The following is a 17,609-nucleotide window of genomic DNA, read 5'->3' as shown; positions in this document are numbered from 1 at the left end:
GGCATGTCCCTTCGCCTCTTCGGGAAAACCCGGATGTGGCCTAATTCTTGCAGATCAAGCGCATGTCTTGACCCACAGGAAACCCGCCATGCACCGCCAACCCCTCGCGATTTCACGTCCGGCCCCGCGCCGGCTGGGGTTGCTGCGCGTGCTGGCTTTCCTCTTGCTGGCGGGCGGTTGGCTGTGGTCCTGGAGCCAGGCCCACGCCATGCCGCTGCCCGGCGCGGGCAGTGAACTGGCCGGCTTCAACCTGCTGCCGGACGATGCCGAAGCCGTGCTGGACAGCGCGGTCACGCCAGGTGCCGACATGGTCTGTCGCAAGCCGGCGAGCGTGAAGAGCACGCCGGTCGAGCGCGTGCTCAATGAGGTGGCGGACCTGGAAGTGCTGCCTCGCCAGCCGGTGTGGCAGCTCGCCGCGCAGTCCGTGCCGATGCAGGGCCCCCAGCCCGCGCTCCCGCAGACCGAGCCGCAGCCCCTGCTGCGCCCGCCAGCCCGCCTGGGCTGACGCTCTCGCACTCCTGTTCCGTAGGTGACGCGACCGGCCATGGGCAAAGGCCCGGGTCGGCTCGCGCCAGCCAAATTTTCCGAGGATTCCTTTGATGAAATCGACGACCTTGCGTCTCTGGGTGGGCGGCCTGTTGCTCGGGCCCTTGACCAGCCTGATGGCGCAGACGGCGGCGCCGTCCACGCCCCCCGCCAGCGCCGCGGCAGCGTCTGGCCCGGCCTATGGCCTGGGCGAGCTGGTGAACATCGTGCTCACGCACAACCCCAGCTTGCAGATGTCGCAGCGTTCGCGCGAACAGGCCCAGGCGGGTATCCGCACGGCCGGCGCCCTGCCCAACCCGCGCCTCGAATTCGGTGACGGCCGTTTTCGCCCCGGCAATGGCGGCAGCAGCGGCAACGTCAGCGCCTGGGGGGTCTCGCAGATGATCGAGAACCCCTGGCTGCGCAGCGCGCGCGTCGACGCGGCCGAGCAGGGCCTGCGCAGCAGCGAGGCCCAGGTGGGCATGACACGCAGCGAGGTGGTGGCGCAGGTGCGCGTGCGCGCCTACGAACTGCTGCTGCGCATCGAAGAGGCCCGCGCCGCGGCCGACGAACTGACCCTGCTGGAGCAGACGCGTGAACGCGTGCGCGTGCGCGTGGACAGCGGCGAGGCCGCGCGCTACGAAATCATCAAGGCCGAGGCCGAGTTCATCAGCGCGCGCCAGCGCCAGCAAAGCGCCCAGCTGGCCGTGGAGCAGGCACGCATCCGCCTCAACCAGCTCGCCGCCGGCCAGCTGCCCGCGGGCTGGAGCCTGAACGCCGACCTGGGCGACACCCTGCCGCCGCTCAACCCCAGTCTGCTGCGTGAGCTGATGCTGGCGCACAACCCCGAGCTGCAGGCCCTGCGCGCCGAGCAGGAGCGCCAGCAGGCGCGCGTACGCGAGGCGGGCGCCAGCCGCTGGCCCGGCGTGGAGCTGCGCTACACCGACACGCGCGAGCCCGACAACCGCCAGAACATCGTGGGCGCCAGCATCCAGGTGCCCCTGTTCGACCAGAAGCGCGGCCCGCGCGACGAGGCGCAGGCCGAGCAGCTGCGTGCGCGCACCCGCCTCGAGGGCCGCCAGGTCGAGCTGCAGCTGCAGCTCGACGCTGCCGTCATGACGCTGGAGATGGCGCGCCTGCGCGTCGAGGCCCTGGGCACCGGCGCCATCCGCGACGCCGAAGCCGCGCTGCGCGTGGCGCAGGCGGCCTACCGTTTTGGCGAGCGCGGCATCCTCGACGTGCTCGACGCGCAGCGTGTGCTGCGCGTCGTGCGCGCCGACCTGCTGCAGGCGCGCTTCCAGCAGCAGGCCGCCGTCATCGAAATCGACCTCCTGACCGGGCGCGACGCCGCCCAACCCTGATTCCATCGGACTCCACACCATGAACGACAAACACATGAACTTCCGCCCGGCCCTGCTGGCCGCCTTGCTGGCGGCGTCCGTGCTGGCCGGCTGCGGCAAGGGCCAGGACACGAAGGCCGCGGCCGTGCCGGCCGCCGATCCCAACCTGGTCGTGGTCAGCGCCGAGATGGCGCGCAACTTCAGGGCGGCGCCGCTGGCCCTGCAAGCCGTCAGCATCGAGCGCGATGTGCCGGGCCGCATCGAAGCCAACGAACAGCTGGTCACCCGCATCGGCGCCTCGGTCACGGGCCGGGTCACCGAAGTCTTTGCCGAGGTCGGCGCCCGCGTCAAGGCCGGCCAGGTGCTGGCGCGCGTGACCAGCCCGGAGCTGACCAATGCCCAGCTGGCCTATCTGCGCGCCAGCTCGGCCAGCACCCAGGCCGAGCGTGCGGTCGAGCGTGCCCGGCAACTGATCCAGGCCGACGTGATCGGCTCGGCCGAGTTGCAGCGCCGCGAGGCCGAACTCTCCATCGCCCGCGCCGAACTGCGCGCCTCTGCCGACCAGCTCATGCTGCTGGGCATGCCGGAGGGTTACATCGAGCGCCTGCGCGAAAAAGGACAGCTCAACTCCTACGCGGGCATCATCGCCACGCGTTCGGGCGTGGTGATCGAACGCAAGATCAGCCAGGGCCAGGTGGCCCAGCCGGGCGACCCGCTCTTCACCCTGGCCGACCTCTCCAATGTCTGGGTCGTGGGGGCCATGCCCGAACAGGATGCCGCCTCGGTCGTTTTGGGACAGAAGGTCGAGATCTCGGTGCCCGCCCTGGGCCAGCGCCGTTTCAACGGCAAGGTCGTTTTCGTGAGCGACACCATCTCGCCCGACACGCGCACCCTGGTCGTGCGCACCCAGGTCGACAACACGGACCGCGCGCTGAAACCCCAGATGCTGGCCACGCTGCGCATCATCGGCCAGGCACGCCAGCAACTGGCCGTGCCCGAGGCCGCCGTGGTGCGAGACAACGACCGCGACCACGTCTTCGTGCAGCTCTCGGCCGGCCAGTTCCGCCTCACGCCAGTGGACCTGGGGCCCGCATCGAACGGCCTGCGCCCGTTGCTCAAGGGCCCGGCCGAAGGCACGCCCGTGGTGGTGGACGGCGCCTTTCACCTGAACAACGAGCGCAAGCGCGCGGAACTGGAATAAGCCATGCTCACCTCTTTGATCCGCGCCGCGCTCAGCCAGCGGCTGCTGGTGGTCGTGCTCGCCCTGGTGCTGTGCGCCTTTGGCGTGCGCGAAGCCACGCGCCTGTCGGTCGACGCTTTCCCCGACGTGACCAACGTCCAGGTGCAGATTGCCACCGAGGCCACCGGCCGCTCGCCCGAGGAGATCGAGCGCTTCGTCACCGTGCCGCTGGAGATCGCCATGACCGGCCTGCCGGGCCTGGTGGAAATGCGCTCGCTCAACAAGAGCGGCCTGTCCATCATCACCCTGGTGTTCACCGACGCCACCAATGTCTATTTCGCGCGCCAGCTCGTGCTCGAACGCCTGATCGAGGTCACGCCGCGCATGCCCACGGGCATCACCCCCGTGCTGGGTCCGGTGTCCACCGGCCTGGGCGAGGTCTACCAGTACACCCTGGACCACCCCGATGACGGGCAGCGCGCGCTCACCCCGACCGAGCTGGCCGAACGCCGCATCGTGCAGGACTGGGTGGTGCGCCCCATGCTGCGCTCCATCCCCGGCGTGGCCGAGATCAACTCGCAGGGCGGTTACGTGCGCCAGTACCAGGTGCTGGCCAAACCCGAGCGCCTGTTGCACCACAACATCAGCATCGAGCAGGTCTACGAGGCCGTGGCCAAGAACAATGCCAATGCCAGCGGCGGCATCCTGCCGCAGCGCTCCGAGCAGTACCTGATCCGCGGCGTGGGCCTGATCCGCACGCTGGAGGACATCGGCAACATCGTGGTGCGCGAGAAGAACGGCGTGCCGCTCTATGTGCGCGACCTGGCCGAGGTGACCATCGGCCACGAGGTGCGCCAGGGCGCCATCATCAAGGGCGGCTACACCGAATCGGTCTCGGGCATCGTGCTCATGATGCGCGCGGGCAATGCCAAGGAGATCGTGACACGCGTGAAACAACGCGTGGCCGAGATCAACAGCAAGGGCATGCTGCCCGGCGACCTGCAGATCGTGCCCTACTACGACCGCACCGAACTGGTCGATTCCGCCCTGTGGACGGTGGGCAAGGTGCTGATCGAGGGCATCTTCCTGGTGGTGGTCATCCTCTTCATCTTCCTGGGCGACGTGCGCTCCAGCCTGATCGTGGTGGCCACGCTCATCATCGCGCCGCTGACCACCTTCATCATGATGAACCGCTATGGCATCTCGGCCAACCTGATGTCGCTGGGGGGCCTGGCCATTGCCATCGGCCTGATGGTGGATGCCACCGTGGTGGTGGTGGAAAACGTCTTCCACCGCCTGGGCCAGGCCCGGCCCGAGACGCCCCGCATCCGCCTGATCCTGGACGCCACGCAGGAGGTGGCCACGCCCACGGTGTTCGGCATCGTCATCATCATGCTGGTGTTCCTGCCGCTGATGACGCTGCAGGGTATCGAAGGCAAGATGTTCGCGCCGCTGGCCCTGACCATCGTGATCGCGCTGGGCGTGTCCCTGCTGGTCTCGCTGATCCTGTCGCCGGTGCTGTGCTCCTACATCCTCAAGGGCGGCGCCGACCACGACACCAAGGTGATCGCCGTGCTCAAGGGCGCCTACCTCAAGCTGCTGGACCGCGCCCTGGTCAACCAGAAGGCCACGCTGGCCGCCGCCGTGGGCCTGCTGCTGGCCTCGCTGGCACTGTTCCCCTTCCTGGGCAAGTCCTTCATGCCGACCATGAAGGAGGGCGCACTGACACCGCAGATCAACCGTGTGCCCAGCATCTCGCTGGACGAATCCATCCGCCTGGAGATGGCCGCCATGAAGACCATAGCCGAGGTGCCGGGCGTGCGCCTGGTGGTCTCCAAGCTGGGCCGCGGCGAATCGCCGGCCGACCCGGCCGGCCCCAACGAGTCCGACCCCATCGTGCTGCTCGATCCCAAGTCCGAGCGCACCCAGGACGAGATCGACGAGGACATCCGCAAGCGCCTGTCCACCATCCCCGGCGTGCAGATCGTGCTCTCGCAGCCCATCTCCGAGCGGGTCGACGAGATGGTCACGGGTGTGCGTTCGCAGCTGGCCATCAAGATCTTCGGTGACGACCTGGGCGAGCTGCGCACGGTGTCGGAGCAGGTCGCGCGGCTGTTGCGCAGCGTGCCCGGCGCACGCGACATCCGCATCGAACGGCTCTCGGGCCAGCAGGCCCTGACCATCGACATCGACCGCAAGGCCATCGCCCGCCACGGCATCAACGTGGCCGAGGTGCACAACCTGATCGAGACCGCCGTCGGCGGCAAGGAAGTCAGCCAGCTCTACGAAGGCGAGCGTCGTTTCGGCATCGCCGTGCGTTTCCCCGAGGAGGCGCGCAACTCCGTCGAGACCATCCGCAAGCTGCTGCTGCGCGCGCCCGACGGCGCCCTGGTGCCGCTGGATTCGGTGGCGAAGATCGAGCTGCGCGACGGCCCGGCCCAGATCAGCCGCGAAAGCGCCAAGCGCCGCGTGGTGGTGGGTGCCAACGTCGAAGGCCGCGACCTGGGTGGTTTCGTGCAGGAGGTGGAGCAGCGCATCGCCAGCGACATCAGGCTGCCCGAGGGCTTCTATTTCGTCTTCGGCGGCCAGTTCGAGAACATGGAGCGCGCCATGGCCACGCTGACCGTCATCGTGCCCATCACGATCGCGGCCATCTTCTTCCTGCTTTTCATGCTGTTCAAGTCGCTCAAGCTGGCCTCGCTCATCATCCTGGTGCTGCCCTTCGCCTCCATCGGCGGCCTGATCGGCCTGGCCGTCACGCGCGAATACCTCAGCGTGCCGGCCTCGGTGGGTTTCATCGCGCTGTGGGGCATTGCCGTGCTCAACGGCGTGGTGCTGGTGAGCTACATCCGGCGCCTGCGCGATGACGGCATGGCCGTGGCGCAGGCCGTGCGCGAAGGCTGCGTGGCGCGCTTCCGCCCGGTCATGATGACGGCCACCGTGGCCCTGCTGGGTCTGGTGCCCTTCCTGTTCGCCAGCGGGCCGGGTTCCGAGGTGCAGAAGCCGCTGGCCATCGTGGTCATCGGCGGCCTGATCTCGTCTACTTTGCTCACGCTGGTGGTGCTGCCCGCCCTGTACCGCTGGTTCGATGAGCCTACGCTGGAAGCCTGAGGAAATACGACATGAAACAGATGATGGAAATTCGCGCCATCGTGCGCCCCAACCGCCTGCCCCTGCTGCGCGAGGCACTGCGCGGCATCCCCAACTTCCCGGGCCTCACGCTCACCAAGGCCGAGGGCTTCACCGCCCCGGCCGCCGTGGGCAAGCGCACCGTGAAGGAGGAGCTGACCGACTACACCCCCAAGGTCATGGTGACCGTGCTGGCCGACGACGGCATGGTGGAGGAGATCCGCAACATCATCATCGAGATCTGCAGCACCGGCCAGATTGGCGACGGCATCGTCTGGACCGTGCCGATTGCCACCATGCACCGCATCCGCAATGGGTCGGACATGCTGGCGGAGTAAGTCGTTTGCGTCCCTGAACAGAAAGAGCCCGGCATGCCGGGCTCTTTGTTTGCCTTGCCGGCTTTTCCGTTAAAGGCTCGGGGCGACGCGTGCCTCACTTCATCCCGTTGCGCTGCGCCAGTTCCACGAACAGGCCGGACTGGTCCAGCTCGTTCAGGCCGTGGGCCACGCCTTCGGCATACAGCTGCTCCAGCAGCGCCGTGATCGGGGCCGTGAAACCCAGGCCGCTGGCGGTGTCCAGCGCGTTGCGCATATCCTTGAGCTGCACCGTCATGAGGGCGCGCGGGGCGAAGTCGCGCTCCACCATGCGCTGGCCGTGCACCTGCAGGATGCGGCTGTCGGCAAAACCGCCGCTGATGGCCTCCTTCACCTTGGCCGGGTCGGCGCCGCCCTTCTGGCACAGCAGCAGGGCCTCGGCCACGGCGCCGATGGTGATGCCCACGATCATCTGGTTGGCCAGCTTGGCCAGCTGGCCCGAGCCGCTGGGGCCCACCAGGGTGGCGCGGCCGAGGGGGGCGAAGACCGGCTTGGCGCGCTCGAAGGAGCTGAGCTTGCCGCCAGCCATGATGGCCAGGGTGCCAGCCTCGGCGCCCAGGGTGCCGCCCGAGACGGGGGCGTCCAGGTGGGTGATGCCCATGCCGCCGAGGCGCTCGGCGTGCGCGCGCGCCTCGGCCGGTTTGATGGAGGACATGTCGACCAGCACGGTGCCCGGTTTCATGGTGCCGGCCACGCCGGCCTCGAACAGCACCTGCTCGACCACGGGGCCGTGTTCCAGCATGGTGATGACGAATTCCGCGCCCTGCACGGCGCCGGTGGCGGTATCGTGCACCGAAGCGCCAAAGGCGGCCAGGCCTTCGGCCTTGGCGCGTGAGCGGTTCCACACGTGCACCGTATGGCCGGCCTCGCACAGGCGGCGTGCCATTGGAAAGCCCATCTTGCCGGTGCCCAACACGGTGATGTTCATCTTGTGACCTCCTACGCGTTTGCGGATATGCCAAGATAGCCGTATCCCCGCGAAAACGCACCATTGTCTTTCATCCGGAGCCCTGACATGAAGAAGTTCGATCCCGCCTGGCTGGACCGCATGTACAACAACCGCGCCCTGGTGCCGGAGCACGCCATGCATTTTGGCCGCTGGGCCGAGGCCTCGGAGGACGCGCGCGAGGCGCATCCGTGCCAGACCGACATCGCCTACGGCACTGGCTCCATGGAAAAGCTGGATGTCTTCCCCAGCAACCAGCCGGGCGCACCGGTGGTGGTCTTCATCCATGGCGGCTACTGGCGTTCGCTCGACAAGTCCGATCATTCCTTCATCGCCCCGGCGTTCAAGAACCTGGGCGGCTGCGTGTTCATTCCCAACTACGCGCTGTGCCCGGCCGTCACCATCCCGGAGATCACGCTGCAGATGGTCAAGTCCCTGGCCTGGGTGTACCGCAACGCCAGGAAGTTCGGCGGCGACCCCAGCCGCATCTACCTGGTGGGCCATTCGGCCGGTGGCCACCTGGCCGCCATGCTGCTGGACTGCGTCTGGCCGGCCTATGCCAAGGACCTGCCGGCCGACCTGGTGAAGGGCGCGATGTCCATCTCCGGCCTGTACGACCTGGAGCCCATCATGCACACGCCCTTCCTCAAGGGGGATCTGCGTCTCACGCCCGAGCAGGTGCGCCTGGCCAGCCCGGCGCTGCTGCCGGCGCCCAAAAAGGGTGTGCTCTACACCGTGGCCGGTGCCCAGGAGAGCGCCGAGTTCATTCGCCACAACAAGCTGATCCAGCAGGCCTGGGGCAAGTCCGTGGTGCCGGTCTGCGAGACCATCCCCGAGCGCAACCACTTCAGCGTGCTGGAAGACCTGACCGCGCCCTGGCAGCACCTGCACCAGCTGGCCATCCGGCTGGTGTTCGGCAAGGTTTGATGTGACAGGAGTCAGCTGTGCGTCAGTCTGGCGCCGGTTCTAGGGGAAGTCCCTGAGTCTCTTGCAGGCGCTTGGCGCTGCTTGCGCCACTACACTCCAAATTTGGGACAGGACGAGGGGCTCAGGCCCCTTTGCCTTGTGTGGAGACAAAGAAGAGACAAGCTCAAAAAATGAAAACCGACGAGCACCTGATTGCCAGCCGTGCCATCCACATCGAGCTGGAGCGGCTTGCCGAGCGCCTCATGGAGTTGGCCCGCTTCCGCTGTGCTGAACCGTCGAACCAGGCTTTCCTGAACCTCATGGCGCGGCAGGTCGAGTTGCTGCAGACGCTGGGCGACCTGCACGACAAGATCTCGGCGGATTTCAAGAGCTCTTCGCGCGCGCCCTTGGTTTGAGCGGGGTTCCTACAATGGAGGCATGTCCTCTGTTTTGCCGCCTTCCGGTTCCACTTCTTCCCTGTTCCCCGCGCCTACTGAGTCGCCGCTGCTGGCCAGCCTGAACCCCGAGCAGCGCGCTGCCGTGGCCTTGCCGCCCGAGCACGCGCTGATCCTGGCCGGGGCCGGTTCGGGCAAGACGCGGGTGCTCACCACGCGCATCGCCTGGCTGCTGCAGACCGGCCAGGTCTCGCCCGGTGGCCTGCTGGCCGTGACCTTCACCAACAAGGCGGCGCGCGAGATGATGACGCGCCTGTCCTCCATGCTGCCGGTCAATGTGCGCGGCATGTGGATCGGCACCTTCCACGGCCTGTGCAACCGCCTGCTGCGCGCGCATCACCGCACGGTGGGCCTGCCGGCCACTTTCCAGATCCTGGACACGCAGGACCAGCTGAGCGCGATCAAGCGCCTGTGCAAGCAGTACCAGGTGGACGAGGAGCGTTTTCCGCCGAAGCAGCTGGCCTGGTTCATCGGTGGCTGCAAGGAAGACGGCCTGCGCCCCAATACGGTGGAGGCCAGCGACCCCGACACACGCAAGAAGGTCGAGATCTACCAGCTCTACGAAGAACAGTGCCAGCGCGAAGGCGTGGTGGACTTCGGCGAGCTGCTGCTGCGCAGCTTCGAGCTGCTGCGCGACCACGACGCCGTGCGCGAGCACTACCAGCGGCGCTTCCGCCACATCCTGATCGACGAGTTCCAGGACACCAACAAGCTGCAGTACGCGTGGATCAAGCTGCTCGCGGGTTTCAGCCCGGCCGGCACGCTGCGTGACGACGGTGGCGCCGCCGCGGTGCTGGCCGTGGGCGACGACGACCAGAGCATTTACGCCTTCCGCGGCGCGCGTGTGGGCAATATGGCCGACTTCGTGCGCGAGTTCAACGTCAAGCACCAGATCAAGCTGGAGCAGAACTACCGCAGCCACAGCAACATCCTGGACACGGCCAACGCGCTGATCAGCCACAACAAGCACCGCCTGGGCAAGAACCTGCGCACCGACCAGGGCGCAGGCGAACCGGTGCGGGTGTACGAGGCCACGAGCGACTTCGCCGAGGCGCAATGGATGATTGACGAGATGAAGCAGCTCATCCGCGAAGGCATGAACCGCAAGGAGATTGCCGTGCTCTACCGCAGCAATGCGCAGAGCCGGGTGATCGAGACGGCGCTGTTCAATGCCGGCCTGCCTTACCGTGTGTATGGCGGCCTGCGTTTCTTCGAGCGCGCCGAAATCAAGCACGCGCTGGCTTACCTGCGTCTGCTGGAGAACCCGAACGACGACACCAGCTTCATGCGCGTGGTGAACTTCCCGCCGCGCGGCATCGGCGCGCGCTCCATCGAGCAGTTGCAGGACGCCGCGCGCAGCGCGGGCACCTCCCTGCACGACGCGGTGAGCGCCCTGCCGGGCAAGGCTGGCGCCAACCTGGGCGCCTTTGTCGCCAGGATCGACGTGCTGCGCGAGCAGACCCAGGGCCTGACCCTGCGCGAGATCATCGAACTGGTGCTGCAGCACAGCGGCCTGGTCGAGCACTACCAGGCCGAGCGCGAAGGCGCCGACCGCATCGAGAACCTGGAAGAACTGGTCAATGCGGCCGAGAGTTTTGTGAGCATCGAGGGTTTCGGCCGCGAGGCCGAGGCCATGAAGGCCAAAGAACCGCCGGGCGCCAGTGCGCCCGCGCCCGCCGCCCAGGCGGGTTCGCCCTTCCCCCCGGGGGAAGGGATGGGATGGGGGAGCAACGAGACGGCCGGCTCGCCGGACTTCGAAAGCGGCGAAGTGATGTCGCCCTTGGCAGCTTTTCTCACCCACGCCGCTCTCGAAGCCGGCGACAACCAGGCTCAGGAAGGGCAGGAAGCCATACAGCTCATGACCGTGCATGCCAGCAAGGGCCTGGAGTTCGACGCCGTGTTCATCACCGGCATGGAAGAGGGCCTGTTCCCGCACGAGAACTCCATGAGCGACTTCGACGGCCTGGAGGAAGAGCGCCGCCTGATGTACGTGGCCATCACGCGCGCGCGCCAGCGCCTCTACCTGAGCCACTCGCAAACACGCATGCTGCACGGCCAGACCCGGTACCACATCCGCAGCCGCTTCTTCGACGAGCTGCCCGAGGAAACGCTGAAGTGGATCACGCCCAAGAACCAGGGTTTCGGCAGCGGCTTTGCGCCGCCGGCCTCAGGCTACAACCGCCAGCGCGAGAGCTGGGGCCAGGGCTGGCAGGGCGGCTCGACCAGCGGCTACTCAGGCGGTTATGGCCGCGACACGGGTGCCACCAGTGCGTCGAGCACCAAGGTGGTCCAGCAGGCCCAGGAGGCGGCCACCGGCCTCAAGGTGGGCATGCAGGTCTTCCACAACAAGTTCGGTGAGGGCAAGGTGCTCACGCTCGAAGGCTCGGGCGACGATGCGCGCGCGCAGATCAACTTCCCGCGTCATGGCACCAAGTGGCTGGCGTTGTCGGTGGCGAAGCTCACGCCGGTGGTGTGATTCATGGCTCAGATGGCTTGAGGTTTAGCCGCTTGTTTTTAGAAATCTTGCACGTCAAGGCCGGGGGAATGAATTGAGGAAAGTCGTAATTGTCGTATTCAGTTTGCTAGCACTCTTGGGTTGCTCGCCATCTCCGGTCCGTCCAGTCTCTGACCATTTCGACGGCAGCCGTTTCTTCAACCCGACGTATCCAAAAAGGTTCTCTCCCTCTATCTCAGATGCCTTCAGGATGATGTCTGAAAAACGCAGCGCCTGGCCGGGACCGGTTGAGAACACCGCCATTCCCCGTCTCCATGAAAAACTTGGGCCAAATGAAGTCGCGGTGACATTCGTGAATCATGCAACCTTCCTGATCCAGATGGCAGGTCTGAACATCCTGACCGATCCGGTGTGGTCGGATCGCATTGGCTCTTTCGGCTGGCTCGGTTCGGACCGAGTGCGAAATCCGGGAGTTGCATTCGACGACCTTCCAAGGATCGACCTGATCCTGATTAGTCACAATCACTATGACCACCTGGACTTGGACACGCTGAAACGACTCTCTGAGAAATTTTCTCCCACGGTGCTTGTTCCGATTGGGGATAAGGACCTTGTGAAGTCTGCCGGGTTTACAGATGTCCGCGAGCTTGACTGGTGGGAAGACATCGAAATCGGGCAGGGGCTGAAAATCACCTTCACCCCCACCCAGCATTTTTCGCGAAGAGGGCTGTTTGACCTTCAGAAGAGCCTTTGGGGTAGCTATCTTGTTCAGGCGAGGGGGAAGCGCGTCTACTTTGGCGGTGACGCTGGTTACTCGATTCATTTTGCGGAGATCAAGGAGCGCTTGGGCGCGCCGGACATTGCCTTGTTGGGAATTGGCGCCTACGAACCGGGTTGGTTCATGCAAGCGATACACATGAATCCAGCTGAAGCGGTGAAAGCACATAACGATCTGGGTGCGAAGCAGTCGATCGCAATGCATTTCGGAACATTTCAGTTGTCTTCTGAATCGATTGATCAGCCTCCCGCTGACTTGAAGACAGCTCTAGCCCAAGAAGGAGTTCCGGAGGACAGGTTTGTCGTACCGACAGAAGGTGAAACCCGTATCTACCGATATGGGAGCACATATGACAAGACGCCTCCAACCCAATAAACGCCTTCTCGGTCTTTGTCTTGGATTGGTCTTAGGGGGTATTGCCATAATCCGGAGCAAAAATCTGCGGTTGGATGACGTGGTGGCGATCGATTGCTAAAGTGTCTGCTTTGGGCCGCACTGCGGACATCCAGCTACAGAATTGGGCAGAGTCCGGTATCAGCGTCAACGGTCACCGGATCTCCAATATTGATGGACCGCAACCAGCCTAAAGAAGTCGTCGATCGATAGGACGCTGCGGGCCCGCGCGCGGCAAGGCGTCGCGCTCGCTGGTCTTGGTACTGCATCATGGCTGATGCCGCAGCGGGCATGCAGTGCCGCGCCAGACCAGAGCGGATCAGCTGCCCAAGCCCACAAACATGTTCTGAACGTCGTCGTTGGCGTCGATGGCTGCCAGGAAGGCTTCCACTTCTTCCAGCTGCTCTGCGCTCAGGCTGGTCGGATCCACCGGGTTCTTGGGTTTGTAGCCCAGCTTGGCGGACAACACGGTAAAGCCCTGCGCCGGCAGCGCGCGGCTCACCAGGTCCAGGTCGGCGGCGTCGGTGATGAAGGTCGTGACGCCGTCTTCACCGGCGGCTTCGAAGTCCTGCGCACCGGCTTCGATGGCGGCCAGTTCCACGTCGGCATCGGGCTTGGCGGCTTCGGCCTCGATCAAACCCACGTGGTCAAAGTCCCAGGCCACCGAGCCCGAGGTGCCCAGCTGGCCCTTGCGGAAGAGCACACGCATCTCGGGGGCGGTGCGGTTCACGTTGTCGGTCAGGCATTCCACCATCACGGGCACACGGTGCGGGGCAAAACCTTCGTACATCACGTGCTCGAAGTTCACGGCATCACCGCCGATGCCGGCGCCTTTCTTGATGGCGCGCTCCAGCGTGTCCTTGGGCATGGAGACCTTGCGGGCCTGCTCGACGACCAGTCGCAGGCGCGAGTTCAGTGCCGGGTCGGCGCCGCCGCGCGCCGCGACCATGATTTCCTTGGCCAGTTTGCCAAACAGCTTGCCTCTGGCATCGGCGGCCTGTGCCTTGCCTTTTGCTTTCCACTGCGCGCCCATGTCGAAATTTCCTTATGCGGTGACGCTGGTACGCGCCGGTTGGTGATCGGTGGGCCTGGGGTTTCAAGGCAGGCCGGGGCGTCATTCTGGCACGAGTGAACCTTGCCCGATTCAGGCCATCTGCGCGATGGTCTTGCGAAAGCGCGCCAGGGACAGGCTGAACAGCACGGCGCCGATCAGCAGCAGGGCAACGAACCAGGGCCAGACCACGTCCAGGCCTGCCCCGCGGTAAAGGATGGCCTGGCTCAGTTCGGTAAAGTGGGTGGTGGGCGAGAGCGACATGAGCCATTGCACCCAGGCGGGCTGGCTCTCCCGCGGTGTCATGCCACCCGAGAGCATCTGCAGCGGCAGCATCACCAGCATCATCAGCAGGGCGAACTGCGGCATGCTGCGCGTGACGGTGGCCAGGAAGATGCCCATGGAGGTGGTGGCAAAGAGGTGCAGGGTGACGCCGAGGAAGAACAGCGGCAGCGAGCCCTGGACCGAGAGGTCCAGCAGACCCAGGATGATCAGGCGCATCGAGAGCAGGGCGGCGAGCAGCACCACCAGGGCCATGGCCCAGACCTTGCCCAGCATGATCTCGGTGGGCGTCACGGGCATGACCAGCAGGTGCTCGATGGTGCCATGCTCGCGCTCGCGGATCAGGGCCGCACCGGTCAGGATGATGGAGAGCATGGTGATGTTGTTGACCACCTGCATCAGCGCCCCGAAGGTGGCGTTGTCCAGCGTGGGGTTGAAACGCATGCGCGGCATGAGCTCGACCGCCTGGGCCGTGCTGCCGCGCTGGCGCTGCACGAATTCACTGGCCTCGCCCTGCACGATCTGCTGGATGGCCGCGCTGCCGATGAAGGCCTGGCCCATGCGCGTGGCGTCGATGTTGAGCTGCACGGCCGGGGCACGCCCGGCCAGCACATCACGCTGGAAGCCGGGCGGGATGACGAGCACGAAGGTGTAACGCCCCGCGTCCAGGCCGGGGTCCACCTCGGACAGGCTGATGGCGACCGGGGCGGTGAACTGCGGCGGGAAGAAGCCCGAGCGGATGCGCTGCGAGAGCGCGCTGTCGTCTTCGTCCACGATGGCGATGGGCGCGCCGTGCAGGCTGTCCTGGTTGGCGCTGCTGGCCGTGTAGACGCCGATGGTGAAGGTGTAGACGATGAGGAAGAGCATGGCCGGATCGCGCCACAGGCTCCAGAGCTCCTTGACGCCCAGGCGCAAGATGTTGTGCAGGTGGCGCAGCATGATCATGCGGGGTGCCGATTCATCCGTTCGCCCTGAGCCTGTCGAAGGGCTTCGGCAGGCTCAGCCTGAACGGGGGTGGTATGCAGTCGCATCATCAATCTTCCTGCTTTCTGAGCAGCAGCGTGGCCAGGACGAAGATCACAGGCGCGGCGATCAGCAGGGGCCAGAAATCGGCCTGCAGGTCGCCCAGGTCCAGGGCCTTGTTGAAGAGCCCCCGGCTGATGGTGAACATGTGGCTGGCCGGGTAGGCCTCGGCCATCCAGCGGGCGCCGCCTTCTAGCGAGGAGACCGGGTTCATCAGGCCACCGAACTGGATGGTGGGCAGCATGGTGCCCACCATGGTGAAGAAGATGGCAGCAATCTGGCTGCGCGTGACCGAGGAGGCCAGCAGGCCCAGGCCGGTGGCGCACAGGCTGAAGAGCAGGCCGGCCCAGGCCAGGGCCCAGAGGCTGCCCGTCACCGGCACGTCGAAGACCGTGACCGAGGCCAGCACCATGAGGGCAAAGTTGAACAGGGCCAGGGCCACATAACTCAGCTGTTTGCCGAGCAGGAACTCGCTGCGTGTGACCGGGGTGACGTAGAGGTTGAGGATGGAGCCCAGCTCCTTCTCGCGCACCACGGCCAGGGCGGTCAGCATGGCTTGCAGCATGAGCAGCAGCATGGGGATGACGGCGGGCACCATGGCGGGCAGGCTTTTGACGTCGGGGTTGTAGCGGAAGCGCGCCTCCACGTTCATCAAGCCGGTGGTGGCCTGGCCTCTGGCGGCCTGGGCCTGCTGCAGGGCCCAGTGCTGGTGCATGCCCTGGACATAACCTAGCACGGTCTCGGCGCGTTGCGGCATGGCGCCGTCGATCCAGGCGCCGATCTGCACGGCCTGGCCGCGTTCCACGTCGCGCGCGAAGCCCGGAGGGATTTCCAGCGCGAGTGTGATGTCGCCGTTGCGCAGGCGCCGGTCCATGTCGGCGTCGTCGCGCAGCGGGGCCTGTTCGACGAAGTAGCGCGAGCCTGCGATGTTGTCGGTGTAGGCGCGGCTGAGCTGGGTCTGGTCGCGGTCCAGCACGGCGAAGCGCAGGTCCTGCACGTCGGTGCTCAGGCCGTAGCCCATGACGAACATCAGCAGCAGCGAGCCCAGCAGGGCCATGGCGCCGCGCACCGGGTCGCGCCGCAGCTCCAGCATCTCGCGCCACTGGTAGCTGTGGATGCGCCCCAGGCTGCGCCGCAGCCCTTCGCGCCAGCCGGGCCGGCGGCTGTGGCCGGGCGCCGCCCTGTCTGGCACCACGGGGAGCGGGGGCGCTGCTGCGCTCTCGGGTCCGGCGGCTTCGACAAGGTAGCGCACAAAGGCTTCGTTGAGGGTGGTCGCGCCTTTCTGCTCAACCAGGCGCGCCGGGGTGTCGCTGGCCAGCACCCGGCCGGCGTGCATGAGCGAGATGCGGTCGCAGCGCTCGGCCTCGTTCATGAAGTGGGTGGAGATGAAGATGGTCACGCCGTCGCGGCGGGCCAGCTCGATCATCAGCTGCCAGAAGTTGTCGCGCGCGATCGGGTCCACACCGGAGGTGGGTTCGTCCAGGATCAGCAACTCGGGCTGGTGCACCATGGCCACGGCCAGCGAGAGGCGCTGACGCATGCCCAGGGGCAGCTGCTCGGGCAGCAGGTCCAGTTCCTGGCGCAGGTCGAAGCGCTGCGCCATCTCGTCCACGCGTGTCGCAATCTGTGCCTCGGGCACGTGGAAGAGCCGCGCGTGCAGCACCAGGTTCTGCCGCACCGTGAGTTCTCCATAGAGCGAGAAGGCCTGCGACATATAACCCACGCGCCGCCGCGTGGCCATGTCCTTCGGGTCCACGGCCTGGCCGAAGAGCCAGGCCTGGCCTTCGCTGGCCGGCAGCAGACCGGTGAGCATCTTCATGGTGGTGGACTTGCCGCAGCCATTGGAGCCGAGGAAACCGAAGATCTCGCCGCGCCGGATGCGAAAGCTCACCTGGTCCACGGCGGTGAAGTCGCCGAAGCGCATGGTCAGGCCGCGCGCTTCGATGGCGATGTGCTCCTCACCCTGCGCGTTCAAGGGCGGCACGTGCACCGGCCGGTGCTCGCGCCGTTTTTCCTCGGGCAGCAGGGCGATGAAGGCGGCTTCCAGATTGTTCTGCCCGGTGCCTTGCAGCAGCTCGGCCGGTGTGCCCGTGGCCAGCACCTGGCCGGCGTTCATGGCGACCAGCCAGTCGAAGCCCTGGGCCTCTTCCATATAGGCCGTGGCGACGATCACGCTCATGCCCGGGCGCCGCTCGCGGATCTGCGCGATCAGGGTCCAGAACTGGGCGCGCGCCAGCGGGTCCACGCCCGTGGTGGGCTCGTCGAGGATCAGCAGGTCGGGGTCGTGGATGAGCGCGCAGCACAGGCCCAGCTTCTGTTTCATGCCGCCCGAGAGCTTGCCCACGGGCCGCTCCAGGAAGGGATGCAAACCGGTGCTGCGCGTGAGTTCGTCGATGCGGCGGCGCCGTTCGGCGGTGCCGTGGCCGAAGAGTCGGGCGAAGAACTGCAGGTTCTCCTCGACCGAGAGCGTGGGGTAGAGGTTCTTGCCCAGGCCCTGGGGCATGTAGGCGATGCGCGGGCAGACGTGGCGGCGGTGCCGGGCCTGGGCCATGTCGCCGCCCAGGGTCTGCACCGTGCCGCTCTGCAGGCGGCGCGCGCCGGCGACCAGGGCCAGCAGACTGGACTTGCCCACGCCGTCGGGGCCGATCAGGCCCACCATGCGGCCGGCCGGCAGGTCCAGCGTGACACCGTCGAGTGCCGTGGCCTTGCGGTAGCGCAGGGCCACGTCCCGCAGGCGCACCACGGGTCCAGGCGCGGCGTCGGTGTGCATGG

13 protein-coding genes are annotated in these 17,609 nt (G+C 66.4%); 9 read left to right on the top strand and 4 right to left on the bottom strand.

The genetic code is table 11. The annotated features are described in order from the left end of the window. Positions 1-88: 88 nt before the first annotated feature. The 5 genes from AC1RRP_RS05750 (at position 89) to AC1RRP_RS05730 (ending at position 6,512) form a co-directional block, all read left to right on the top strand. Positions 89-505 (top strand): hypothetical protein, encoded by a 417-nt coding sequence (locus tag AC1RRP_RS05750; RefSeq protein WP_493034132.1) that lies wholly within the window; start codon positions 89-91, stop codon positions 503-505. Between the two features lie 94 nt (positions 506-599). Beyond that, positions 600-1,886, top strand: coding sequence for a TolC family protein (locus AC1RRP_RS05745; RefSeq protein ID WP_493034130.1), 1,287 nt, complete (start codon positions 600-602; stop codon positions 1,884-1,886). A gap of 19 nt (positions 1,887-1,905) precedes the next feature. Beyond that, the gene (locus AC1RRP_RS05740) at positions 1,906-3,066 is read left to right on the top strand and encodes an efflux RND transporter periplasmic adaptor subunit (RefSeq protein ID WP_493034129.1); all 1,161 of its coding nucleotides are present in this window, start codon (positions 1,906-1,908) and stop codon (positions 3,064-3,066) included. A gap of 3 nt (positions 3,067-3,069) precedes the next feature. Next, the gene (locus AC1RRP_RS05735) at positions 3,070-6,156 is read left to right on the top strand and encodes an efflux RND transporter permease subunit (RefSeq protein ID WP_493034124.1); all 3,087 of its coding nucleotides are present in this window, start codon (positions 3,070-3,072) and stop codon (positions 6,154-6,156) included. Positions 6,157-6,167: 11 nt separating this feature from the next. Next, positions 6,168-6,512 carry a P-II family nitrogen regulator gene (locus AC1RRP_RS05730; RefSeq protein WP_240480796.1) on the top strand — a complete coding sequence of 115 codons (345 nt, stop codon included), beginning with the start codon at positions 6,168-6,170 and terminating at the stop codon, positions 6,510-6,512. A 94-nt stretch (positions 6,513-6,606) separates the two neighbouring features. On the opposite strand, the gene AC1RRP_RS05725 is transcribed toward AC1RRP_RS05730, so the two are convergent. Further along, complete coding sequence (locus AC1RRP_RS05725; RefSeq protein WP_493034122.1) at positions 6,607-7,476, bottom strand: NAD(P)-dependent oxidoreductase; 870 nt, start codon at positions 7,474-7,476, stop codon at positions 6,607-6,609. A gap of 87 nt (positions 7,477-7,563) precedes the next feature. Here AC1RRP_RS05725 and AC1RRP_RS05720 point away from each other — a divergent pair, with 87 nt between their 5' ends. From AC1RRP_RS05720 to AC1RRP_RS05705, 4 genes are all read left to right on the top strand, one after another. Beyond that, complete coding sequence (locus tag AC1RRP_RS05720) at positions 7,564-8,421, top strand: alpha/beta hydrolase (protein ID WP_493034121.1); 858 nt, start codon at positions 7,564-7,566, stop codon at positions 8,419-8,421. Between the two features lie 170 nt (positions 8,422-8,591). Further along, positions 8,592-8,816 (top strand): hypothetical protein, encoded by a 225-nt coding sequence (locus tag AC1RRP_RS05715; protein ID WP_493034120.1) that lies wholly within the window; start codon positions 8,592-8,594, stop codon positions 8,814-8,816. A gap of 22 nt (positions 8,817-8,838) precedes the next feature. Next, positions 8,839-11,331, top strand: coding sequence for a UvrD-helicase domain-containing protein (locus AC1RRP_RS05710; protein WP_493034118.1), 2,493 nt, complete (start codon positions 8,839-8,841; stop codon positions 11,329-11,331). A 229-nt stretch (positions 11,332-11,560) separates the two neighbouring features. Then, positions 11,561-12,463, top strand: coding sequence for an MBL fold metallo-hydrolase (locus AC1RRP_RS05705; RefSeq protein ID WP_493034116.1), 903 nt, complete (start codon positions 11,561-11,563; stop codon positions 12,461-12,463). A 337-nt stretch (positions 12,464-12,800) separates the two neighbouring features. On the opposite strand, the gene AC1RRP_RS05700 is transcribed toward AC1RRP_RS05705, so the two are convergent. From AC1RRP_RS05700 to rbbA, 3 genes are all read right to left on the bottom strand, one after another. Beyond that, positions 12,801-13,514, bottom strand: coding sequence for a YebC/PmpR family DNA-binding transcriptional regulator (locus AC1RRP_RS05700; RefSeq protein WP_493034115.1), 714 nt, complete (start codon positions 13,512-13,514; stop codon positions 12,801-12,803). A gap of 111 nt (positions 13,515-13,625) precedes the next feature. Then, on the bottom strand, positions 13,626-14,756 hold the full coding sequence (locus AC1RRP_RS05695) for an ABC transporter permease (RefSeq protein ID WP_493034181.1): 1,131 nt from the start codon (positions 14,754-14,756) through the stop codon (positions 13,626-13,628). Positions 14,757-14,847: 91 nt separating this feature from the next. Then, positions 14,848-17,607 (bottom strand): ribosome-associated ATPase/putative transporter RbbA, encoded by a 2,760-nt coding sequence (rbbA, locus tag AC1RRP_RS05690; RefSeq protein ID WP_493034113.1) that lies wholly within the window; start codon positions 17,605-17,607, stop codon positions 14,848-14,850. Between the last annotated feature and the right edge of the window lie 2 nt (positions 17,608-17,609).

The sequence above is a fragment of the Hylemonella sp. GW821-FHT12C09 genome (genome assembly GCF_058807395.1).
The sequence above is the reverse complement of the archived record's forward strand: the minus strand, read 5'-3'. Positions and strand labels throughout refer to the sequence as shown.